Below are 21941 nucleotides of genomic sequence, written 5' to 3' on the forward strand. Positions count from 1 at the left end.
ATTTATATTCTATTTTTTCTGTTGATTATCTATGTAAACTATCAGCTTTTTCTATAACGAACTGACTGCCTATTTCCTCCAAAGCTGCAACCAACGCATCAATATCCGATTTTTTGGTATAATGACTGAAGGAAACCCTTAATGGTGTTTTATTATCCAGATCATCTTCTGACAACACGGACATCAATACCATTGATGGTTTGGAAGCTCCGGAACTGCAAGCGCTTCCTTGTGAGATAGCAATGCCTTTCATATCCAATTGCAAGCCTATCAAGGGATTTTTGTACGGGAGCAAAACGTTTAGAACCGTGTAAAGGCTTTCATCGCCTGCACTTCGGCCATTGAATTTGATTCCGGATATTTTCTCTGTTAATTGTTGGATTGCGTAATGTTTGATGTCAAGGATATGGTTTTTATATTCCGACATTTTTTCCTGAGAGATTTCCCAAGCTTTGCCCAAACCTGCAATTCCAGTCACGTTTTCTGTACCAGCTCTCAAGCTTCTTTCCTGTGGTCCGCCAGTGATAATTCCCTTCAACCCAGAAGATTTTCTTACGAATGCAAATCCAGCGCCTTTTGGACCGTGGAATTTGTGCGCGCTACAAGAAGCGAAATCAACTGGGATTTTAGAAAAATCCAAATCAAGATGTGCCATTGTCTGAACGGTGTCTGAATGGAAAAGTGTATTGTTTTCTTTGCAAAGATGCGCTACTTTTTCGATATCAAGAAGATTCCCGATCTCGTTGTTGGCGTGCATCAATGTGACCAAAGTTTTCTTGTCTGATGACTTTAAAGCTTCTTCTAATTTGTTTAAATCAAAATCACCGTTGGAATCTGGTCTTAGATAAACCAATTCCACGCCTTTCAATTTTTTCATTTCGAGGCAAGTTTCGGCTACACATTTGTGTTCCAAAGCAGAAGTGATGATTCGTTCCACGCCAAGATAGTTGACCGCGGATTTGATGATCATATTGTTGGATTCTGTTCCACAAGAGGTGAAAACAATCTCTCCAGGTGTTACTTTCAAAGAATCTGCGATCTTTCGCCTTACTTCTTCCAAAACGGTTTTGGCCTCCTGTCCCAGACTGTGCGTGGACGACGGATTGCCATAATTGAATCTTAAAACATTCACCATACAGTCTATCACCTCATCGTCGAGAGGCGTAGTTGCAGCATTATCCAGATAAATTCTTTCCATTTTAAATTTAGATTTTGAAGCCGAAAAAGTTCGAAAAATTAAGGTACTAAATTAGTGAAAAAATCGGTAATGCGATTCATTGGCGAACTTAAACATTGGTTTGTCCCCAGAAGTGTCTCCGAAAGCTATGATCTTATCGAATTTCTTATCACCAAGTTCGGCTTCTATTCTGCAGACCTTCTCATCTTTATTACAATTTTTGCCGATGAACTTCCCTGTAAAAATATCATCTTTGAACTCCGCTTTTGTAGCCAGCAAAGTCATATCAAACTTCTCCGCAAATGGTTTTACCCAAATATCCAAAGACGCTGAAACGATGTAAGATTCCGTATTTTCTCTGTTGATATTATTAATGAAATCCAAAGCATTTTCTCTGAACAAACTTGGATAATTCTCCTCGAAGAACAGTTTTGCTTTTTTCTCGATTTGATATTTGGATTCACCTTTCAAGATGGATGAGATGAAACTCTTTTTCACCGCTTCTGCGCTGGCTAATTTTAATTTTAATAAGACAAAAAGCGGCACGTGTTTCAGAAATTGAAACGAATATTTGGCAGGATTATAAAACTTCAAAAACAAAAACATCGTGTCTTTGTGAGTGAGCGTTCCGTCGAAATCGAATAAATATAATTTTTTCATAAGTAAAAATGGAAGATGGAAGATGGATGTAAACTTCAATCATCCAACTTCCATCTTCCCTCTTTTAAAGTTTTAACTTCTTAAAAATAAACTCAGGAATATTTCTAATGATCAGCATGATGATTGCCCAAATTGGTAAAACGTAGGCGACGTTCTTTTTATTTTTGAAAGCTTTGTAAATTCCTTCGGCTGCTTTTTTTGGAGAAGCTGTCAAAGCTGGATTCAATGGTAAACCTTCTGTCATTTTGGTATCCATAAAACCAGGTTTCACGGTCAACACGTGAACTTTTTTATCAAACAAATAATTTCTTAGTCCGCTCAGATAAGCTGTTAATGCCGCTTTTGCACTACCGTAAATGAAATTGCTTTGTCTTCCTCTTTCGCCTGCGACAGATGACAAAACAATCATTGTTCCAGCTCTTTTGGATTCCATTTTTTTGGCGAATAAGTTGAGGACAGGAACTAATTTCGCATAATTGACATCAATAATTCTTTCAGTATTTTCATCATCGTAAAGTCCTTCTTCTGTTCCCAGACCAAGATAGCCAGTCGCGCAAAACAGAACATCAGAATTGATAGTTTCCAAAGTTTTATAATCGATGTCATTCATCAGATCCAAAGGAATGATCTCGGAATGCTGAAAAAACTTCACCTGAATATGTCCAGCAAATTTCTCCGTCGTTTCCGGATTGGAACTTAGGAGATAAATGGTCTGAAATTTTTCGCCTTTCGCCAAACATTCTTCTACAAATGCCTGTGCAACTTCGGAATTGGAACCTAATATGATCATAGTAATTAGTTGTCGGTTGTAAGTTGTCAGTTGCTGGTAGAGAATAGATTTCTATCAACCATCAACAAAAAACTATCACCCATTATTAATAATTCTCTTATGCTGAAGTGAAACAAACTTCGAGGAATCAACGTTTTGAAGATAATTCGTGAGCGATGAACGGCTCATACTGTCTTTGGTCAAATATATTCTTCCGCCGAAATTCTCGACAATTGTATCGAGTTGGTCAACCAGCTTTCGAAGTCCTTTGTTCACTTTAAAGTCCAAAGCCAAAGTGTAACCTTCGACTGGAAAAGAATTGTAGGCTTGTGGATTGTTTTTTCCGAACAATTTCAAAACTGCTAAGAAAGAACCGTTTCCACTTTTTGCAATGGTATCAAGGATTTGTCGCATTCCTTCTTTCCCGTTTTCTTTCGGAATGACCATTTGATATTGGATAAATCCACTTTTTCCGTAGATCTTGTTCCAATCATTAATGACATCCAATGGATAGAAAAACGTTTCGTAATCAATGAAATTATTGAGTTGCTTCTTCGTCTGTTTGTTGTAATAAAGGAAATTGAAAATCTTTATACTCAAAGAATTAAGAACGAATCCTGGAAAATAAAATGGAATCGTTGGCTTTGGTTTCTCTTTCAGCTTCAAAGTTTTCTTTTGAAGGTTGACAGGTAATTCGGCTTTCAAAGCGTGTTCGCCTCTCATCAAAATTGAACGACCAAGATTTTTTCCTTTCTGAAAACAGTCGATCCAAGCGACGTTGTAGGTCCAATCTTCACTTTCATCAAACAATCGGAAAACCTCATCCAGATTTTCAGCTTTGATGCTTTCTTGCTTGATGTAAACAGATTCTATATTTTTCAGTTTGAATTTGGCTGAGAGAATAATTCCCGTCAATCCCATTCCACCGATTGTAGCCCAGAACTTGTCCGCGTTTTCTTCGCGCGAGCAAGTGATGACTTCGGCATTTTCGTTCACCAATTTAAATTCGATCACGTATTCCGAAAAGCAACCTTCTGCGTGGTGGTTCTTCCCGTGAACATCAGACGCGATGGCGCCTCCAACGGAAATATATTTGGTTCCCGGCGTCACGTAAAGAAAGTAACCTTGAGGAACAGAAACTTCTAAAACTTCTGACAACAAAACGCCGGATTCACATTCGATAACGCCGTTGAGTCTATCAAAAGATATAAATTTGTTGAGTCTTTTGGTTGAGAAAATATGTTCGCCAAGGGAAGCATCGCCGTAGCAACGTCCGTTTCCCCTTGCAATCACTTCGTTGTGATCTTTTACAAATTGTTTGATCTTCGAAACAGAATCTTCCGACTTCATCTCCTTCTCTACCACTGGGAAATTTCCCCAATTGGTTACTTTCTGAATAAAATTCGGTTTCATCTTTTATTGGTTTTAAAGGTCAAACTTGATCTCCATACTCTCTTCGTCATTTGTTTTATGTTTTTAATCTTGTGGTGATCACCCTTTTTTAAAATAGATCTGCAATAGGAAAGCAATGACCCAAAGTACAATCGTCAACTGAATATATCGGTCTTTGTAAACTATTTTGGTGGGCGACTCGGTCTTGTTGTAAACCAAGGTCTGCTGCAAATATCTGAGAAATGCGAACACTACAAATAATACAGTGTAGAAAACCCTCGGGTGAAATCTGTCCTGAACTTCTGGCGACAACGTAAACATCAAATAACAGATAATTGCCAAAGTACAACTGATGGACAATGCAATGTCTGCAAACTGAACATTATAACCGTCTAGCGCTTTTCTGGTTTTGCCAGACACTTGTGCATTGATCAATTCGCCTCTTCTTTTCCCAATCGCTAAAACCAAGGCCAAAACGAAAGTTAATAGAATCGCCCAATTGGTGACGGCAATTCCGGTGACATATCCGCCGGCTAAAACCCTTAGAACAAATCCTGTTGCAATGATACAGATATCTACAATCGCCACCTGTTTCAGTTTGAAAGTGTAGAAAAGATTCATCACAAAATAGAAGGCGATAATCACACCGAACTTCCAAAAATTGGTCTGGAAAATGTAATTTCCTAAGAAAATAGAAGCAACGGACAATATTACCAATAGCGCAAACAAAACCTCTGCACTTCTCTTGGAAACCGCACCGCTGGCCAAAGGTCTGTCTTTTTTTTCCGGATGCCTTTTATCTGACTCTATATCAAAATAATCATTGATAATATAGATTGAACTTGCCGTAAATGAGAAAACTAAAAAGGCAAAAATACTTTCGTAGAATAGGTGGGAATTGGTAATCTTCCCGGAAAAAAACAATGGTGCAAAAACAAATAAATTCTTAACCCATTGTTCTACTCGTATTAATTTTAAATAGTTTTTCATTAAATGTTCAATAATCTTACAAAAGTAGCATTAAAATAAAAAAACCGCAAATTGCGGTTTAGTATTTATTTATAAAATGAATGATTATTAATTTGACCCAGTTTTCGCTGCATCATTGATCATTTTTTCATTCGCAGTGATTGCAAATTCTACACGTCTGTTCTGTGCTCTGCCAGCGTCTGTATCATTGGAAGCAATTGGGCTAGATTTCCCTAAACCTTCTGTGAACAATCTAGAAGACGAAATACCCTGAGCTGTAAAATAATTTTTAACAGCTGCAGCTCTTTGTGCAGAAATCCTCAAGTTTACCGCATCTGTACCTACACTGTCTGTATGTCCGTAGATGTTGATGTTCGTATCAGGATTATTTCTGAGAACCGTTACCAATTTATCCAAGTTGGTTTTAGCTAAAGAAGTCAGGTTTGAAGAGTTGAAGTCAAAATTCACGGTATTTTCGTGAAGCGTTACTTTGATTCCTTCTCCTACTCTTTCCACCTCAGCGCCAGGCAACACATCCTTAATCTCTTTTGCTTGCTTATCCATTTTGTTACCGATGACACCACCAGCAACACCACCTACAACACCCCCAAGAACCGCACCTAATGGCGCATTTCCACCTTTTCCAAGATTGTTTCCTAGGATTCCTCCTAGTACTGCACCCGCAGCTGTACCGATTGCGGCACCTTTTTGTGTGTTATTGGCATTTTGTACAGCTTCACAACTTGTGATCAATAGAGATCCAGAGATCATAAAGGCTGCAATATTTAATTTAGTAAATTTCATTTGATTTTTGATTTTTAATATTATTTAGTTCTTACAAAGTTGTAACGGATGTCCATTGGTGTACCATCTGCGTTCACAGACTGAACCAACGTGAAGGTATTGGCAGTTGGATTTTCCAAAATCAATTTGTATCCAGAACCTACTTTTTTTGCTTTTTCGCCCTCTCCGACTTTTTTGATAGAAACTACATTGTTCTTATCTACACTGAAAGTAATTGCTTGAGTTTTTTCTGGACAAGCAGAAGTCCCATGCAAATTGTAAGTTCCAGTATAATTATTTGGGATAAGTGTCCAAGAACTACCAACAAAACAGCTGATGCTAACGCCTTCGTCAAAAGGTTTAACGCTGAATTCTCTATTATAATCGATGTTAGAAATATCCCATTGTCCTTTCAGTTTCATCACTTCGGCTCTCAATGTTTGCGCTTGACCAGCGGAAACTCCGGTTTTGTTTGAAGAACAAGAAGCTGCAATCAAAGAAGCGCCTACAAGTCCTAAAAAAAGTGTTTTTTTCATAGTTTTAAAATTATTACCAAATGTATCATAAAAAAGTATGCCAAAGAATAAAAAACAAAAGATCCGAGAAAACTCTCAGATCTTTTTGTCTTTCATAAAAAGTCTAATTCATTATAGCTTAGACTTTTCTATCGCTTTATTTGCTTTTTGTTTTTTTGCAGATTTCTTTACAGAATTCGAAGATGAGTTGGCTCTGTAAAAATTACTGTAGGCATACTCTGCCGCCTTCGCAACATCGATAACACCCGCAGATCTTGATAATTTATCAAATCCATTGGTAGCGTTCGCGTTCGAAGTCTTCACCAAAGATTCGATGATCTGCTCTGGCTTCAAGTTTGGCATGTAAGCCAACAAAACCGCTGCAGCTCCTGCAACTACCGGCGAAGCCATGGAAGTTCCTTGCAGATATTCGTATTTACCATCTGGAACAGTAGAATAGATCTTATCTCCCGGCGCAAAAACGTCTACCATTTTCGCATCATAGTTGGAGAAGCTCGCTTTCAACATATCCGCATCGTTGGTATTGGCACCAACCACAATCATATTGTTGATGAATGGTTTCTCATCTGTTGCTGCTTTAAAATTGGTTGGGAAATATTGGTGTTCCGCAATATCCTCATTTTCATTTCCTGCAGCTTTCACAAGAAGCACACCTTTACTTTCTGCATATTTGAAAGCATCCCAAACCACATTTTTCCCTGGAGAAACTGGTTTTCCGAAACTCATGTTCAGGATCTTCGCACCATTGTCAACTGCATATCTTACGGCGTTGGCAACATCTTTATCTCTTTCGTCTCCGTCTGGAACCGCTCTCACTGTCATGATCTTCGCAACTCTGGAAGCTACACCATATTGGTTTTCGGAACCGTTTACCAATCCAGCGATGATCCCTGCAACGTGTGTTCCGTGTTTTGCGTCTGGACCTTCGTAATGGTTGTTACCATAGCTTTTTTCAGAATAATCATCATAATTGTCACCAACGATGGATGCTCTAGGGTCAAAGTCCAGGTTAAAGCCTTTCTCAGCTTGCGGCGTGAAATAATCCAAAGCTTCTTTCATTTGAGCTTTCAAATAAGTTTCAACCTCAGCTGCTGGTTTTCCTGCCACTTGCGGATCATTGGAAACCTGAGCAAGAACCTGCATTGCCATCGCATCTTGCTGAGTTGCTGGTTTGATGCCTGCCAAAGTCTCTTTGGTCAGATTTTTACCATTCAACAATTTGATCATATCTGGAATAGCGTTGTTGATCATCGTGTACAGTTGAAGGCTTTGTTTTGCCTCTTCGCTTTTTTTGGTGAAGATGTCCTTGGACTTCATGTACATTGCAAATTCCTCAGGCATTTTGGTTTGATTCGCTTTGTTTTTGGTAGAATCATCGCCTTCGAAAAGTGGTTTATATTTTTTTACCACTCTGGTAACTTCCATGTTGTCAACATCTACATCGCCGTTTTTTCCACCTAGGAAATTCCAGCCGTAAACATCATCGATGTAACCATTTCCATCGTCATCTTTCCCGTTGTTTGGAACTTCATTTGGATTCTTCCACATATTTTTCACCAATCCTGGATGATCCACCTCTACACCACTGTCCAAAACGCCTACAATAACTGATTTTGGTTTAAGGCCTTTTGATTCCAAGAATTTATAAGCATTCTCCGTATTCACACCATAAACTTTTGTTGTCGCGTAATCTTTGTGATACCAAGTTTTCAGGTCTTTATCATTTTCCGGAGCTACTGCTTGTGCCGCCATCATTGCAAATCCACCGTAGAATGCAGCTGCTATCAATATTCTTTTCATATTTCTAATATTATTAATTGATTTTGATATTTTTAATATATGTCAGACTTTCTGGTCCAATGTTACAGATCAGGTCCAAAATTGAGAGATCTTTCAGAAAACCATGCTTATCGGAAAAGCTTTGATAATATTCTGAAAACGCTACTTCCGACTCGGATTTGGCGGAGAACTTTTCTCTGTAATTCTCCTGCTCGGGTGCTTTGAAATATTCTTCCGTCAGCGTGAATTCCTTTTCTGTTTTGAGGATATTAAGAATGATCTTCAGAGCTTTGAGGTTGAAGTCTATCAATGAATCCACCTTGCCTTCGAAAATGGTTTTCAGTTTATCCTCGTAATATTCGAAGTAAGGTGTGCTTTGGTAGGCTGTTTTGATGGATTTCCAGTGGAGTTTCTGCCAATCTTCTACAAACGAGATCTCGATGTCTTTGAGTTCTCTTTTTCCAGTGTGCTTGATCGGGATGATGAGTGGCAATTTTCCGTTGGCGCCATAGATCACCGCACGGTTCCTGTAAGTTTGTTTTGGAAAATTCTCGAACTGCTCGAAAGTGATTTCATTTTCAGGATCAAGGAAAACCGAGAACCACGAAATGGGTGGCAAATAAAATATGGGTAAAAGAATCTTGTTGTTCATATTTGTTAAAACTAAAAAACTTTGTCAAAGGTTTGAAACTTTGACAAAGTGATGATTTTTATTGCTTGATAGAAGTTGAAAAACGTTGTCCAAGCGTGGTCATTTTATTTGGAAGACAAATCCCATAGCCCCGATAGAAGCGGCATCCTTTTTTGCTTTCTCTACAAATATTCCTTTGAAGACCAAACGTTGTGAAGCAAAAAAGATATAGCGGATAGCGGAATCAGCTCCTAATTTATATTAATCTTCTTCTTTTTTCTTTTTGAATAAGTTGGCAAAGAAATCCCATCCGAAAAACAGGACCAAAATAAGCACGGCTACCCACCAATATGAGGTTTTGTTAGCTTCGCCTGTGTTGGTTGCTTTGAACATTCTGTCCCAACGGATCTTCTTTCCTGGCGCTTGATACGTCGAGTTGGCATCGGCAAAGAGACCTTCTACACTCATCCATGTAAACATTGGGCGACCTACGATATTCTCCTCTGGCACGACTCCGAAGAATCTTGCATCCAAAGAGGCATCGCGGTTGTCCCCGATCATCATGTAATAGTTTTGTTTGATGGTATATTGGTTGGTTTCCTGACCATTGACGTATATCTTTCCACCTTTGTTCTCCAATTTGTTGTGCTCATATTCTGAGATGATCCATTTGTACATTGGCAGTGTTTCCTGATCCAACTTCACCACATCTCCTTTTTTCGGAATTCTGAGCGGGCCGTACCAATCTTGGTTCCATGGTTTGTTGACAGGATAGATACTATTAGAAGAATCAATTCGTGACGCTGGTATAGGCTCTCCATTTTTATCACGAAGATAATTGCCCTCACTTCCAGTTGCGTATTTATAATATGCTACGGAAGCTTTACCTTTTTGCATTATATCTTCTTCAATACTTTCTACACTTGGAATTTTTTTAATTTCATCTCTCATCTCATCCGTGAGGCCTTGAAATTCATAGAGAAATCCATTGTCTTGACTTTCTCGAACTGGTAAAAATCCAAATGCTTTATATAATTGTGGGATATCTAACTGTGTATTAGATCTTACAATAAATCTATGTTGCTGATATTCGTCACCAAGAATTTTCTCAGGCGCATTGTTCACAAATAATCTTCCAGCGCGGAACTCGATGACATCGCCAGGAATCCCGACACATCTTTTGACATACGGATCTTTTCTATCGATCGCCGTGTGAACGGAATCTTGAGGATAATTGAAAACCACGATATCGTATCTTTCCACTTCATCGTAACCTGGAATTCTTAGGTATGGTAATTTAACAGCGTCAACGTAAGATTTTGGATCGTCCTTTGGATTACCTTTTTGACCCGTATCGAAGATAGTTCCCTGCAAGAATGGTAGAGCCACTGGTCTCATTGGCATTCTGTAGCCGTAAGCCCATTTGTTCACGAAAAGGAAATCTCCAACAAGAAGCGTTCTTTCCATAGATCCTGTAGGAATCCCGAAAGGCTGTGTGATAAAAGCATGAATGATCGTTGCAAAAACCACCGCGAAGGTGACAGATCCCACGAAAGTCTCTTTTTTCTTACCTTCTTCTTCCTCTTCTTCGGTTTCGACCTGTGGATCTTTGCCATAGTTGACCGTTGCCATGAAAATGAATGGCAAGATCACAGTCAGCAAACCATCCAGCGCGCTTCTCTTCCCAAACTTCTTCATCAAGAAAATATGGAAAGCCGACATCATGATAGGACCAACAATTGGCAAATAAGATAAGATCGCCCACCACTTTGGATGCTCTGTCTCCGTTAGAATAATATAATAATTATAGAAAGGTACAAAGGAAAACAATGGATTGTAACCCATCTTCTTGAATAACTTCCATGTTGTAAGTCCCATCAAAACACTGATGATGAGGACATAAATGGTATAAGTAATGATGTAATTCATATCTTGGCTTTTGGCAATTGGCTATTCGCTTCTTGCTATTTTGTATAATTAGTTTTTGATGTGGTGATTTTGTTACAGAAATATTGAGATGAAATTAATTTTTGCCCCAACCCTAAAGGGAGAATTAATTTTCAAGAACATTACAATCCTAATACATCTTTCATTGCAAAAACGCCTTTTTTATCAACAATCCATTCGGCGGCGATCACAGCACCCAATGCGAATCCATTTCTGTTGAAAGCGGTGTGTTTGATCTCTATCTCATCTACTTCTGACCTGTAGAAAACGCTGTGAGTTCCTGGAACTTCATCTTCGCGGATGGCAAAAATCCCCAAATCTTTTTCTTTGGTCTCGTCCAATTTCCAAGCTTCGAAGTTTGAATTGTGAATAATTCCTTCCGCTAAAGATATTGCTGTTCCGCTTGGTGCATCTAATTTGTGAATGTGGTGGATCTCTTCCAATTGACAATTATATTCAGAGAACTTGTTCATCATCTTTGCCAGATTCTCGTTGAGAGCGAAGAAAAGATTCACGCCAAGACTGAAGTTGGAGCCGTATAAAAAAGCCGTCCCATTTTCCATGGCGATTCTTTCGACCTCTGGTTTTTTATCGAGCCAGCCAGTTGTTCCGCAGATGACAGGAATTTTATTTTCGAGGCAAGTTTTGATATTTTGAAAAGCGACCTCAGGATTGGAAAACTCAATCACAACATCGGGATCATTCAGGTTTTCTATCGTTGGTGTTTCGCGTAATCTTGCTACGACTTCGTGACCACGACTTTGGGCGATCTCATCAATGATCTTTCCCATTTTCCCGTAACCTACCAATGCTATTTTCATTTTCTATTTGTAATTTATTTGAACGATGTGCTCAAAATGTTTGTTTTAATGTTAAAATCTAAAATTCAGGCTAAATCCTGCTTTCGCATAGGAGTTGGTGAATTGATCATTAATAATTGTTGGCGTAATGGCCAAATCCGGATCGTGGCGACCTTCGTAAAGATGCGCATCCACCACTGCATCCACGATATTTAGAATGTAGATCAAAGCCGAAATCCCGATGGCATAATCACGTTGTCTTTTTGATCGATCTTGGGCATTTCCTAGCACTATTTTATCAACTCCATTGATGTTGGAAAACTCGTGAGGAAGTCCATTGAGTTCAGAAACAAAGGCATTTCTGTAGCGTTTATACTGTTTGTCATTCCAAAGAGCAATTCCAATACCTGTTCCCACTGCGCCCCAAACAATTGGAATCTTCCAATATTTTTTGTTGTAGAACTGACCAAGTCCCGGAAGGACCGCAGAATAAAGACCGGCTTTTGCAGGACTCAATTTGGTAATTTTGGGAGGCGCATTCTTTTGGTCGATGTCCTCGATCACCTGAGCTTCTGACAAAGGTTTCGCTGCCGGAATACTATCTTTTGGATGATTCTCTACGCGGATCGTATCATTCGGATTCACCTGTGAAAAAGCAAAAGAGAAAGAACACAACAAGAAAATTATAATAAATCTCTGCATTTATCTAATGTGTGCAAGAATGCTTTCCAGCTCTTCTTCATTTTTAAAATCTAGGACGATCTTTCCTTTTTTTCCATTAGCCGAAGTTTTGATCTCGACGTTCACATTAAGAATATCGGACAAACTTTTCTGAGCTTTCTTGAAATGGTTGGGAATGATGGATTGCTTGGCCACTTTTTCTGTATCCTGCGCATTTTTCATCAGACTAGCCAATTGCTCAGCCTGTCTTACGTTCAGTTGTTCTTTGATGATCCTGTCAAACAAAATCTGGCGTTTCTCTTCAGAATCCAATCCCATGATCGCACGACCATGACCAGCGGAAATCTGACCACTGCGAACACCTTTCTGAATATCCGGAGACAATTTCAAAAGACGAACACTATTGGTAATCGTACTTCTCTCCTTACCAACACGTTGGCTAAGATTTTCCTGGGTCATCCCAACCTCATCTAACAATCTTTGATAGGTCAAGGCCACTTCGATAGGATCCAGGTCTTCTCTCTGGATATTTTCCACCAAAGCCATTTCCAGCAATTCCTGATCATTGACCAGACGAATGTAGGCAGGAATTGTTTCCAGACCTGCGATCTTCGATGCGCGGTAACGTCTTTCCCCAGAAATGATCTCGAACTTCGGACCGTCTTTTCTAAGCGTAATCGGCTGAATGATACCTAAACTTTTAATCGATTCGGCAAGATCATTCAATGCTTTTTCGTCGAAGTAAGTTCTTGGCTGATTTGGGTTTGGATAGATATCTTCGATGGAGATCTCTACGATATTCCCAACCAAGGATTTTGCACCTTCGTCCGACGCGGAGTTGATATTGGTCTTGCTTTCGGCATTCAAAATTGCGCCCAGGCCACGACCCATTGCTCTTGTTTTGTCTTTCATATTTATAGGATGGAAGATGGAAGTTTGAGGATGGAAGTTAAAAAACATCCCACCTCGAGCTTCTGACTTCCGGCTTTTTTTTAATTTTTAACTAATTTCTCGTTTCTCAGCAAAACTTCTTCTGCCAATTGGATGTATTGTATCGCACCTTTGCTTTCCGCATCGTAACTCAGGATGCTTTCACCGAAACTTGGTGCTTCACTCAATCTTACATTTCTGCTGATGATCGTTTCGAAGACCATTTCCGGGAAATGGGAGTTCACCTCTTCCACCACTTGGTTTGATAATCTCAGTCGGCTGTCATACATGGTCAAAAGCAAACCTTCGATATCCAGATCTGGGTTGTGGATCTTCTGAACATTCTTGATGGTGTTCAATAACTTACCCAAACCTTCCAAAGCGAAATATTCACATTGGATCGGGATGATCACAGAATCTGCAGCCGTTAATGCATTAATGGTGATGAGACCTAAACTCGGTGCACAGTCGATGATGATGTAATCGTAATCAGCTCTGATCGACTTCAAAGCTTCGCGCATCATATATTCTCGGTTTTCACGGTCCACCAATTCTATCTCTGCTGCCACCAGATCGATGTGAGAAGGAATAATGTCCACGTTTGGTGAAGTGGTAGGCAAAATACATTTTCTAGCTTCTGCACTATGCTCCAACAAATGATAGGTAGAAAAATTGATCTCTTCAACACCCAAACCAGAACTTGCATTAGCTTGCGGATCGGCGTCTATCAAGAGAACTCTCTTTTCCAAAACGCCCAGAGCTGAAGCTAGATTGACGGCAGTCGTTGTTTTTCCAACGCCACCTTTCTGATTTGCAACACCTATAATTTTTGCCATAAACATTAATTTAATCTTCAAAAATACGATTTTTTACTACTTGGAAAGTTTTGAAAAAGTCGCAAAGCCGTTAAAGTATTGTTAATTAAACGATTGGCTTCAAAAAAAATTATCCACATTTCGCGATGAAATGTGGATAATTATAAAAATCCTGATGTTCAGTATTTACATAGTCTTGATTGTCAGACTATTCAATTTTCATGGAAATAGGCATTCTGAAAGACGATCTTACAGTTTTGCCTTTTAATTGTGCAGGCGTCCATTTAGTTTTGATGGCTTTCACCGTTCTCTCTGCTTCGGAATTGAATTCTGAGCTGGCGCCTGTAACTTTTAGATTGGAAATGCTTCCGTCTTTTTCTACGACGAATGTGATGACTCCGGAAACCATTCCTGTTCTGTCCACAGATTCTGTATCGAAATTCTGCGCCACTTTTTCACGGAATGCGTTGATCCCACCTTTGAAATCTGCTGCCACATCCACCTTCGCTCCATCAATTACAATATTTGGATCTTCAATTTTCGCTGGTGGTGCAATTGGAGGTGCAACAGTTGGTGGACCTACTTTGATCGCAGGTGGCGCAACAGTTAGTTTTGTTTCTTCTCCTGCAGAAGTTTCGGAGCTTAATGCCGCACCTTTTTTATCATCATCTGTTGGAAGTGGTTTATTTTTTTTAACCTCTCTTACCGGCGTATAGCTTGTAGATTCTACTGTTTTTACCTTTACCGGAACCGTACTTGCTGGGATCGGTTTAGAGACATCAATAGGTTCCTCGATAGCTGTAATTTCATAAGGTCCAAAATCTTCTGTTGGAGCCACAGTTTTATCCTGAAAAGCAGAAACAACAAGCGGAATTACTGACAGTGAAGCGAAGAATGCAACACCTACAAACAATGCTTTTGTAAGCTGGCTAGAATATTCATTTCTAAGTGCGTAAGCGCCGTATGCTTTATTTCTGTTTGAGAAAACAATTTCGTCTAGGTTGTCTTTCACGAAGAAAGTAGATAGATCTTTCATGATGATAAAATTAAATAATTAGTAATGTTTTGAAATATTACTTAAAAACACATCAAACAACATTCCATTTTTTAATCTAATTATCAAATAAATTATGAATAACATAGGTATTTTACAAAATCAATATTCAAAATAATTGGAAATGTGAGAAATTAATGTAATTTAATGTTATGAAATTCTTGATCATCTTTAGTTTGATATTCAATATTTGGACAAAGGCCCAGGACGGTTTTGTTTTGGATAATGCCGACAAGACCGTCATCAAATTCCAACTGATCAACAACCTCATCTTCCTTCCCATGACGGTAAATGGTGTAGAATTGAATTTCCTGTTGGACTCTGGCGTTGCAGAAACATTGCTTTTCAGCTTGGACAACAAGGAGGTGGATTTCAAAAACATCGAGAAAATCACCTTCAAAGGTTTGGGAGAAACAGTGGATATCGAAGCTTTGAAGTCCATTAAAAATAATGTGAAAATTGGTAAGAATTTCACAGATAATTCTCACACAATATTCCTCGTGTTGGATGAAAGCTTTAATATCTCACAGGATATTGGAATTCCTGTGAATGGCATCATTGGCTATTATTTTTTTAAGAATCATCCAGTCGAGATCAATTACATCAAAAAAACATTGACCGTGTACAAAGACAGATCCAAGTTCCCAAAGAAGATCAAAAGGTATTCGGATTTTCCGATGAGTATAGAATTCAATAAGCCTTACCTGAACGCCGATGTGGAAATGAAGCATGACAAGCAAAGTTCAAAGCTGCTTTTGGACCTTGGCAACACAGATTCTGTTTGGCTTTTCCCTGCTCTTATCAAAAACTTCATGTACAATAGACCAAATATTGATGATTTTCTGGGACGTGGTTTCAGCGGTGATATTTTTGGAAAGAGAAGTAGGATCTCTTCGCTTTCTATCGGAAAATTCAAATTCGAAAAACCAATTGCTTCGATGCCTGATGAATTTTCTATTCAGCATTTGAAGTTGGTAAAGGACAGGAAAGGCTCCATCGGCTCCGAGATCTTAAGGCGATTCACGGTCATTTTTGATTATGCAGACAACAGGATCTACTTCAAACCCAACAGATATTTGGACGACCCATTCCTGATCGACGGCAGTGGACTGGAAATAAAACAAGATGGATTGCTTTGGGAAAAAGAACAAGTGAAAGTGCAAACCTCCAAGACCAATAGAGCCTCAAATGAAATCAGCGTCATTGATAATTCACCAGACAGTTTCCAGTACAAATTCGCACTGAAGCCAAAATTTATCGTATCCGGTACCAGAAAAGATTCGCCCGCGCAAAAAGCAGGACTTATTAAAAATGATGAACTCATTAGCATCGATAATAAAAATGTGAAAGAAATGACGCTGAACCACATCCATCGCATCCTCAAAACCAATGTATCCCGAAAAATAGAGCTGGAAATCAAAAGGAACGGCGTCCCAATGACATTCAAATTCATCTTGGAGGATCCAATCCCTTACATTGAGGAATGATTTTAGTAATGAATGATAATTGAAAACTGATATTAAGATGAGCGAAACCCTGAACAGCATAAGAAACAGACCGAGATTCAAACTTTACACCGACCTTTCTCTGGAAGAATATGAAGCAAACCTGAGAGACTATCTCGAAAAGCATCATGACCAGTTTTTTGGAAATATCAACAAGGAGGTCGCGACCATCTTTGTAAGAACCGAGGAGGAAAGCTATTGGAAACCCAATCTGGCATTGAGGATCGAGAAGGAAGATGAAAAGACCGTGATCCGTGGGATTTTTGGACCAAGCTCATCTGTGTGGACATTTTTCATGTTCATCTATTTCTTCCTCACCGTTTCTTGGATGACGTTTTTCACTCTTTTCTATGTGGAAAGACAGATCAACACCAACAATTATCCGTGGGCATTGCCTTGTTCATTTATAGTTTTGGGACTTATTGCGCTAACTTATACAGCAGTGAGATTCGGACAATCAAAGGCGAAATATGAGATGTTGGAACTGAGAAGATTTGCAGAGGAATCGACTTTCCACACGGAGAAACAGGATTAATTCCTGATCTTTCTGGCTTCGATGAAATGTTTGAATTTGAGACCAAGGCTCATCAATAGATATTGGAATGGCTTCTGTTTTCGATAATACTTTTTGATGAAAATATCCATAGCACCGAAAAATCGCTCCAGATAGACCTTGTCTTTCAATGTACTTTCTCCTTTGTAATGAAGAATCGAATATTTTCCGTAATAGAAATTCGTGAATCCATTTCTAAGGATCGTATAACAGAGATCGATATCTTCGCCGTACATGAAATACTGCTCATCAAAACCACCAACTTGCTCATAAACAGATTTTTTCATCAGAAGATTGGCTCCTGTCATTACCTCCACTTCAGCAATATCAAACTCTCCAATATCATTCCTATAGTAGGTTTTGGAATCGTTGCTCAGTTTTGTGAATAGCTTTTCAAATGAATTGACCAGTGCGGGAATCGATCTTTTACTTTCTGGCAAAAATTCCCCTTTTGCATCATGCATCCGAAGACCCAAAGCTCCAAATTTTTCCTGCGCATCGGCAAAATCCAGTATCTCCTGAAAATAATGGCCTTCAATTTCTGTATCTGGATTTAGGATGTAAACATATTCTCCTCTTGCGGAACTTACACCAATATTATTAGCTTTCGAGAATCCATAGTTCTCTTCCAATGCTATGAACTTGACATCTGGATAATGACCGATCAGCTCTTTCCACTTTGGATCGGGTGAATTATTATCCACGACAATAATCTCATAATCAATTCCCTGAATATATTTTTTGATAGAAAGGATGCAATTTTCCAACAGATCCTTTACTTGATAATGAACAATGATAAAGCTTAATTTCATCAGCCCGCTTCGTTATAGGTGGTTCTGTTTGTTATCGATCTTCCGAGTGATATCTCGTCTGCATACTCCAACTCATCACCAACAGCGATCCCTCTTGCGATGCTGGAAAAAACAACGTCTTGGGATTTGAACTTCTTATAGATATAATATGCCGTCGTATCGCCCTCCATAGTTGCACTTAGCGCAAAAATCAATTCTTTTACAAAACCGTTATTAAGTTTTTTTTCTATGCTTCCGATCCTTAATTGACTAGGACCAATACCTTCCATAGGAGAGATTTTGCCACCAAGGACCAAGTACTTCCCTTTGTATTTTCCTGTATTTTCTATGGCCATCACATCGCGCACATCTTCTACGATACAAAGCAAATCATCAGTGCGCTTGTGGTCGTTGCAAATATCACAGATGTCTGAGTCCGAAAAATTATGACACTCCTTGCAATATTTGATATCCGTGACCAGATTCTGGATAGAATTCCCCAAAGAAATCCCTTGAGAAGCTGGCTGACGCAAAAGATGCAAGGCAAGGCGAAGCGCTGATTTTTTCCCAATGCCGGGCAAACCAGATATTTCTTCTACGGCTTTCGATAAAACTTTACTTGGATAATCCATAATTTAAGAAACAGGAATCAGGGGAAAAGATTCAATACAGCTACTGATCTTTATTGATCTTCTCGTAGGTCTGGAAATAAAAATCATGATCATTCTTCTCGTCTTTCTGATGGAATTCCTCATTCACCTTTTGCCAGATCTTGAGATCTATTTTTGGGAAAAACGTGTCAGCTTCAAAATCTTCTTCTACAAGTGTGATCTCCAACCTATCTGCTAACTCCATCGTCTGCTTGTAGATCTCTCCACCACCAATGATGAAAACCTCCTCATCTATCTTTTTTGCAAATTTGATGGCCTCTTTCAACTTGGAAACGATCAGGATATCTTCCGCAAACCAGTTCTCCTTTCTGCTCACCACGAGATTTGTACGGTTGGGCAACGCCTTACCAATACTCTCATAAGTTTTCCTTCCCATGATGATGGGATGATTTTCTGTAAGCGATTTGAAATGTTTCAGATCTTTTGGAAGACGCCAAAGCAATTGATTGTCTTTTCCTAAGGCATTATTTTTTCCTATGGCTGCAATTATCGTAATCATAATATCTACAAATCTACATTTTTATGTTTAATTAAGAAAAAATTATGAGATGTTAGTTTCCATATTTTGTATTTTTGGCGAAATATGGAATTATTTTATATTAGAAATTAATATTCTATAAATCCTGATGGTCAATTTTTGGATTCCAATTGGAAACATTGCCCATCAAAAATTAGTTTTAAATCAAGACAGACAATTTTCTCAATGAAAAAGATTTTTATTGCCTCGGCCTTTACACTTCTATTTTTAGCAAGCTGTACCAATGACAAAGACATCCTGAATTCTTTAAATGATTACAACCTAAGTAAGCAAAGCCAAGGCTATCACTTTGGTGACAAGCTTCAAATCCCTCAAGATGTTTTGGATTATTCAGAAGCCATCACGATCAGTTTTGGAGAGAAGGAAACTAGCAGTTTGGCAATCGATCCAAAATTTTTCACTCTGGGAGAAAATGATGTGACCTTCAATATCAAAACAAAAGACGGTGAAGTGCTGCAACAAGACGCAACCATCAACGTCTTTGCAAAGGCAAAAGCAAGAACAATTTCTTACCAGGTTTTGAATCAATATCCGCATAACCAAGAGTACTTCACCGAAGGATTTGAACTACACGACAACACGATCTATGAAAGTGTAGGTCTGGAAGGGAAATCCAAATTGGTAAAATATACTTTGGGAAGCACCACACCTACTCAGGAAGCTGCGCAACCCACCAACATTTTTTCCGAAGGCATCACCGTGTTTGGAGATAAGATCTATCAGTTGACCTATAAATCAAAAAAAGGTTTCATTTATGATATGAATATGAAACTCATCAAAGAGTTCGAATATCCGAACGTGATCGGCGAAGGTTGGGGAATGACCAATGATGGCAAGAATCTGATCGTTTCTGATGGAACCAAGAACATCTATTTTTTAAATCCAGAAAACCCGTCTGAAGTCGTAAGGTACATTTCTGTTGCAAGCGACAAAGAAGGTTATGACCTGGTAAATGAATTGGAATACCATGATGGATCCATCTACGCAAATGTTTGGCAGAAACCTATCATCCTGAAAATAGATCCAGCGAGTGGTGAAGTCACAGGAATCTTGGATCTGACCAATATCACAAAACAGAATACAGCAGGCAATGACGACGTTTTGAATGGCATCGCCTTCAAAGGAGAAAACATGCTGATCACCGGGAAAAACTGGAGCAGGATCTACGAGATCTCTGTGAAATAACTTTTTCGCATCACCGCATAAAAAAGAGAGCTCTAGTCTGACTGGAGCTCTCTTTTGTTTTTAACTGAATCGTTGTTATTATATTTTCAGTCTGAATTTGATGTAAGTGATCGTCTTTCCTTTGGAAGAGAACAATTCCTCATAATAAGTTCTAATTTCTCTAAGCAATGGTGTGGTGTCCGGCTGATACTCTGGCGCACCATAGATGTCGTGGTGAGCAGTCAAGATCTCATGACCAAGACCTTGCAAAAGACCTAGTGTGTAGCCATGCAGATATTCTGAATCCGTTTTCAGGTGAATGACTCCATCATCTTTCAGGATATGTTTGTAGCGCGCTAAGAATTCCGGATTGGTAAGTCTGTGTTTTGTTCTTCTGTATTTGATCTGTGGATCGGGGAAGGTGATCCAGATCTCGGAAACCTCATTTTCTGCAAATAGATTTTCTATCAATTCGATTTGCGTTCTTAGGAATGCTACATTCTTCAAATCCTTTTCGACAGCTTCTTTGGCACCGAACCAGAATCTGGCACCTTTGATATCTACACCGATGAAGTTTTTCTCTGGAAAAGCCTTTGCCAAGCCTACAGAATACTCTCCTTTTCCGCAACCAAGTTCCAAAACGATTGGATTATCATTACCAAAAAACTCTTTCCATTTCCCTTTGTGCTCAAACTCGTTGATGGCTTGGTCTCGGGTTGGCTGGATGACGTTTGGTAATATTAGATTTTCTCGGAATCTTGCTGCTTTATTCTTGCCCATTTTTTTGTAAAGGTTGTTTTTGATCTTAAAAACCGAACAATCTATTCAAACTGAATAGGATCGTTGTTTTATGTTGATAATTTATTAAATATTATTTTGACACTTCCGAAGTGGCCTGCATCAGATTGGAATTCTGTAATCTCCTCAGGTAAATAGGAAGATACTTCTCGATATAGGTTTTCGTTGCTTCGTAATTGTTTGTTTCCAGATAGTCTGTGATGTTGTCCGAACTGTAGATGAACTGAAGGAAATTCGGTATCAGCTCTTTCGGGATCTTCATTTTAATAAAGTAATCATCACCAAAATAATCCTGAAGGTTTTTGATATTGACGCTCATTCGCTCGTACTTGTAATAGCGTTCTTTCTTCTTCTTCTCGCCAGAGATCAAATCGAAAATACTATCGATACTGAAGCTAAGACCTTGATTGAATCCCAAGATCGGAATCTCTGGAGAATTGCCATCGCCTTTTGGTTCCGGAAGACCGATCATCTTTCTCAGTTCAAAAGCCTTATCCGAAGATTTCAGCATCGCAACATCTCTTCGAAGGTTTCCCGTAGGTTTGAAAGAACTTAGAATAACCTCTTGGATCTCGTAGTAGGCAATTTGCAGCTCGATGAAATTTTTCTTCATTCCCAGCATCTGCTTTGTAACCTCCACATCTTTTCTCTCCGTCGCAATAGAAGTAAATCTGAGGACGTCGCCTTCTTTCACCGCAATTTTGAATTCACCGTTGTAGTTTGCCAAAACGCTTTTGTGCGCATTGATATTGGTCACATACACTTGGTTGAGATAAAGGCTGGACTTATCTCTGATAAAGATCTCACCTTCTATATCTTGTCCGTAAACAAAAGATAAAAAGAGCAATAAAAAAACAGTAAATATCTTCTTCATAATATTCCGGCAAATTTATAGAGAATTACAAAGAGAATCATTACAAACGAGAATCTTATATGGTTAAAATTTTATTAAACTTTATCAGCTTTTTGTTAAGTAATTTTAATAATGATCTTATTTG

The 21941-nt window shown here is 38.8% G+C and carries 23 protein-coding genes; 3 read left to right on the top strand and 20 right to left on the bottom strand.

What is annotated here, in order from left to right; all coding sequences use genetic code 11:
* Positions 1-25: 25 nt before the first annotated feature.
* From BMW39_RS13360 to BMW39_RS13430, 15 genes are all read right to left on the bottom strand, one after another.
* Positions 26-1198 carry a cysteine desulfurase family protein gene (locus BMW39_RS13360; protein WP_034972730.1) on the bottom strand — a complete coding sequence of 391 codons (1173 nt, stop codon included), beginning with the start codon at positions 1196-1198 and terminating at the stop codon, positions 26-28.
* A 51-nt stretch (positions 1199-1249) separates the two neighbouring features.
* Positions 1250-1837, bottom strand: coding sequence for an HAD-IB family hydrolase (locus BMW39_RS13365; protein WP_034972731.1), 588 nt, complete (start codon positions 1835-1837; stop codon positions 1250-1252).
* A 64-nt stretch (positions 1838-1901) separates the two neighbouring features.
* Positions 1902-2627 carry an SDR family NAD(P)-dependent oxidoreductase gene (locus tag BMW39_RS13370; RefSeq protein WP_034972733.1) on the bottom strand — a complete coding sequence of 242 codons (726 nt, stop codon included), beginning with the start codon at positions 2625-2627 and terminating at the stop codon, positions 1902-1904.
* 75 nt (positions 2628-2702) lie between these two features.
* Positions 2703-4019: an FAD-binding oxidoreductase gene (locus BMW39_RS13375; RefSeq protein ID WP_034972735.1), complete on the bottom strand. Its 1317-nt coding sequence runs from the start codon at positions 4017-4019 to the stop codon at positions 2703-2705.
* A 78-nt stretch (positions 4020-4097) separates the two neighbouring features.
* Positions 4098-4988, bottom strand: coding sequence for a decaprenyl-phosphate phosphoribosyltransferase (locus BMW39_RS13380; protein WP_034972737.1), 891 nt, complete (start codon positions 4986-4988; stop codon positions 4098-4100).
* Positions 4989-5075: 87 nt separating this feature from the next.
* A complete protein-coding gene (locus BMW39_RS13385) occupies positions 5076-5771 on the bottom strand; it encodes an OmpA family protein (protein ID WP_034972739.1) in 696 nt (231 codons plus the stop codon).
* Positions 5772-5791: 20 nt separating this feature from the next.
* Positions 5792-6286, bottom strand: coding sequence for a lipocalin family protein (locus BMW39_RS13390; RefSeq protein ID WP_034972741.1), 495 nt, complete (start codon positions 6284-6286; stop codon positions 5792-5794).
* Positions 6287-6397: 111 nt separating this feature from the next.
* Entirely contained in the window at positions 6398-8086 is a 1689-nt protein-coding gene (locus tag BMW39_RS13395) for a S8 family serine peptidase (RefSeq protein ID WP_034972743.1), read from the bottom strand.
* 13 nt (positions 8087-8099) lie between these two features.
* Positions 8100-8717, bottom strand: a complete 618-nt coding sequence (locus BMW39_RS13400; protein WP_034972744.1) for a WbqC family protein — start codon at positions 8715-8717, stop codon at positions 8100-8102.
* 240 nt (positions 8718-8957) lie between these two features.
* A complete protein-coding gene (gene lepB / locus BMW39_RS13405; protein WP_034972745.1) occupies positions 8958-10625 on the bottom strand; it encodes a signal peptidase I in 1668 nt (555 codons plus the stop codon).
* A gap of 140 nt (positions 10626-10765) precedes the next feature.
* The gene (dapB, locus tag BMW39_RS13410) at positions 10766-11464 is read right to left on the bottom strand and encodes a 4-hydroxy-tetrahydrodipicolinate reductase (protein WP_034972747.1); all 699 of its coding nucleotides are present in this window, start codon (positions 11462-11464) and stop codon (positions 10766-10768) included.
* Between the two features lie 51 nt (positions 11465-11515).
* A complete protein-coding gene (locus tag BMW39_RS13415) occupies positions 11516-12145 on the bottom strand; it encodes a DUF5683 domain-containing protein (protein WP_051879768.1) in 630 nt (209 codons plus the stop codon).
* On the bottom strand, positions 12146-13036 hold the full coding sequence (locus BMW39_RS13420) for a ParB/RepB/Spo0J family partition protein (protein WP_034972749.1): 891 nt from the start codon (positions 13034-13036) through the stop codon (positions 12146-12148).
* An 80-nt stretch (positions 13037-13116) separates the two neighbouring features.
* Positions 13117-13890, bottom strand: coding sequence for a ParA family protein (locus tag BMW39_RS13425; protein ID WP_034972750.1), 774 nt, complete (start codon positions 13888-13890; stop codon positions 13117-13119).
* A 187-nt stretch (positions 13891-14077) separates the two neighbouring features.
* Entirely contained in the window at positions 14078-14905 is an 828-nt protein-coding gene (locus BMW39_RS13430; protein WP_051879769.1) for an energy transducer TonB, read from the bottom strand.
* Between the two features lie 170 nt (positions 14906-15075).
* Between BMW39_RS13430 and BMW39_RS13435 the strand changes: the two genes are divergently transcribed.
* Positions 15076-16410 carry a PDZ domain-containing protein gene (locus tag BMW39_RS13435; protein ID WP_034972752.1) on the top strand — a complete coding sequence of 445 codons (1335 nt, stop codon included), beginning with the start codon at positions 15076-15078 and terminating at the stop codon, positions 16408-16410.
* Between the two features lie 37 nt (positions 16411-16447).
* A complete protein-coding gene (locus BMW39_RS13440) occupies positions 16448-16963 on the top strand; it encodes a hypothetical protein (RefSeq protein ID WP_051879770.1) in 516 nt (171 codons plus the stop codon).
* Here BMW39_RS13440 and BMW39_RS13445 read toward each other — a convergent pair.
* Genes BMW39_RS13445 through BMW39_RS13455 form a run of 3 tightly spaced genes read right to left on the bottom strand, consistent with a single transcriptional unit; the run spans position 16960 to position 18942 of the window.
* A complete protein-coding gene (locus BMW39_RS13445) occupies positions 16960-17793 on the bottom strand; it encodes a glycosyltransferase family 2 protein (RefSeq protein ID WP_034972754.1) in 834 nt (277 codons plus the stop codon). The genes BMW39_RS13440 and BMW39_RS13445 overlap by 4 nt on opposite strands.
* Positions 17793-18404, bottom strand: coding sequence for a recombination mediator RecR (gene recR, locus BMW39_RS13450; protein ID WP_034972756.1), 612 nt, complete (start codon positions 18402-18404; stop codon positions 17793-17795). The genes BMW39_RS13445 and recR overlap by 1 nt, the downstream gene beginning before the upstream one ends.
* A 40-nt stretch (positions 18405-18444) precedes the next feature.
* Positions 18445-18942, bottom strand: coding sequence for a dihydrofolate reductase (locus BMW39_RS13455; RefSeq protein WP_034972757.1), 498 nt, complete (start codon positions 18940-18942; stop codon positions 18445-18447).
* Positions 18943-19146: 204 nt separating this feature from the next.
* Here BMW39_RS13455 and BMW39_RS13460 point away from each other — a divergent pair, with 204 nt between their 5' ends.
* Positions 19147-20166, top strand: a complete 1020-nt coding sequence (locus BMW39_RS13460) for a glutaminyl-peptide cyclotransferase (RefSeq protein ID WP_034972758.1) — start codon at positions 19147-19149, stop codon at positions 20164-20166.
* A gap of 78 nt (positions 20167-20244) precedes the next feature.
* Here the strand turns inward: BMW39_RS13460 and trmB are convergent, their stop codons facing one another.
* Both trmB and BMW39_RS13470 read right to left on the bottom strand, forming a co-directional pair.
* Positions 20245-20925: a tRNA (guanosine(46)-N7)-methyltransferase TrmB gene (trmB, locus tag BMW39_RS13465; RefSeq protein WP_034972759.1), complete on the bottom strand. Its 681-nt coding sequence runs from the start codon at positions 20923-20925 to the stop codon at positions 20245-20247.
* Positions 20926-21016: 91 nt separating this feature from the next.
* Positions 21017-21817, bottom strand: a complete 801-nt coding sequence (locus tag BMW39_RS13470; protein WP_034972760.1) for a hypothetical protein — start codon at positions 21815-21817, stop codon at positions 21017-21019.
* Positions 21818-21941 lie beyond the last annotated feature (124 nt).

The sequence above is a fragment of the Epilithonimonas lactis genome, from assembly GCF_900110605.1.
GTDB classification, from domain to species: Bacteria; Bacteroidota; Bacteroidia; order Flavobacteriales; family Weeksellaceae; genus Epilithonimonas; species Epilithonimonas lactis.

Excerpts from the sequence above, each read along its gene's own strand:
- BMW39_RS13375 (WP_034972735.1), bottom strand. The coding sequence starts at position 4,019 with ATGAAACCGAATTTTATTCAGAAAGTAACCAATTGGGGAAATTTCCCA.
- BMW39_RS13395 (WP_034972743.1), bottom strand. The coding sequence starts at position 8,086 with ATGAAAAGAATATTGATAGCAGCTGCATTCTACGGTGGATTTGCAATG.
- BMW39_RS13440 (WP_051879770.1), top strand. The coding sequence starts at position 16,448 with ATGAGCGAAACCCTGAACAGCATAAGAAACAGACCGAGATTCAAACTT.
- BMW39_RS13460 (WP_034972758.1), top strand. The coding sequence starts at position 19,147 with ATGAAAAAGATTTTTATTGCCTCGGCCTTTACACTTCTATTTTTAGCA.
- BMW39_RS13360 (WP_034972730.1), bottom strand. The coding sequence starts at position 1,198 with ATGGAAAGAATTTATCTGGATAATGCTGCAACTACGCCTCTCGACGAT.
- trmB (WP_034972759.1), bottom strand. The coding sequence starts at position 20,925 with ATGGGCAAGAATAAAGCAGCAAGATTCCGAGAAAATCTAATATTACCA.
- BMW39_RS13420 (WP_034972749.1), bottom strand. The coding sequence starts at position 13,036 with ATGAAAGACAAAACAAGAGCAATGGGTCGTGGCCTGGGCGCAATTTTG.
- BMW39_RS13380 (WP_034972737.1), bottom strand. The coding sequence starts at position 4,988 with ATGAAAAACTATTTAAAATTAATACGAGTAGAACAATGGGTTAAGAAT.
- BMW39_RS13385 (WP_034972739.1), bottom strand. The coding sequence starts at position 5,771 with ATGAAATTTACTAAATTAAATATTGCAGCCTTTATGATCTCTGGATCT.
- BMW39_RS13400 (WP_034972744.1), bottom strand. The coding sequence starts at position 8,717 with ATGAACAACAAGATTCTTTTACCCATATTTTATTTGCCACCCATTTCG.
- BMW39_RS13370 (WP_034972733.1), bottom strand. The coding sequence starts at position 2,627 with ATGATCATATTAGGTTCCAATTCCGAAGTTGCACAGGCATTTGTAGAA.
- dapB (WP_034972747.1), bottom strand. The coding sequence starts at position 11,464 with ATGAAAATAGCATTGGTAGGTTACGGGAAAATGGGAAAGATCATTGAT.
- BMW39_RS13470 (WP_034972760.1), bottom strand. The coding sequence starts at position 21,817 with ATGAAGAAGATATTTACTGTTTTTTTATTGCTCTTTTTATCTTTTGTT.
- BMW39_RS13390 (WP_034972741.1), bottom strand. The coding sequence starts at position 6,286 with ATGAAAAAAACACTTTTTTTAGGACTTGTAGGCGCTTCTTTGATTGCA.
- BMW39_RS13425 (WP_034972750.1), bottom strand. The coding sequence starts at position 13,890 with ATGGCAAAAATTATAGGTGTTGCAAATCAGAAAGGTGGCGTTGGAAAA.
- BMW39_RS13445 (WP_034972754.1), bottom strand. The coding sequence starts at position 17,793 with ATGAAATTAAGCTTTATCATTGTTCATTATCAAGTAAAGGATCTGTTG.
- BMW39_RS13365 (WP_034972731.1), bottom strand. The coding sequence starts at position 1,837 with ATGAAAAAATTATATTTATTCGATTTCGACGGAACGCTCACTCACAAA.
- lepB (WP_034972745.1), bottom strand. The coding sequence starts at position 10,625 with ATGAATTACATCATTACTTATACCATTTATGTCCTCATCATCAGTGTT.
- recR (WP_034972756.1), bottom strand. The coding sequence starts at position 18,404 with ATGGATTATCCAAGTAAAGTTTTATCGAAAGCCGTAGAAGAAATATCT.
- BMW39_RS13415 (WP_051879768.1), bottom strand. The coding sequence starts at position 12,145 with ATGCAGAGATTTATTATAATTTTCTTGTTGTGTTCTTTCTCTTTTGCT.
- BMW39_RS13430 (WP_051879769.1), bottom strand. The coding sequence starts at position 14,905 with ATGAAAGATCTATCTACTTTCTTCGTGAAAGACAACCTAGACGAAATT.
- BMW39_RS13435 (WP_034972752.1), top strand. The coding sequence starts at position 15,076 with ATGAAATTCTTGATCATCTTTAGTTTGATATTCAATATTTGGACAAAG.
- BMW39_RS13455 (WP_034972757.1), bottom strand. The coding sequence starts at position 18,942 with ATGATTACGATAATTGCAGCCATAGGAAAAAATAATGCCTTAGGAAAA.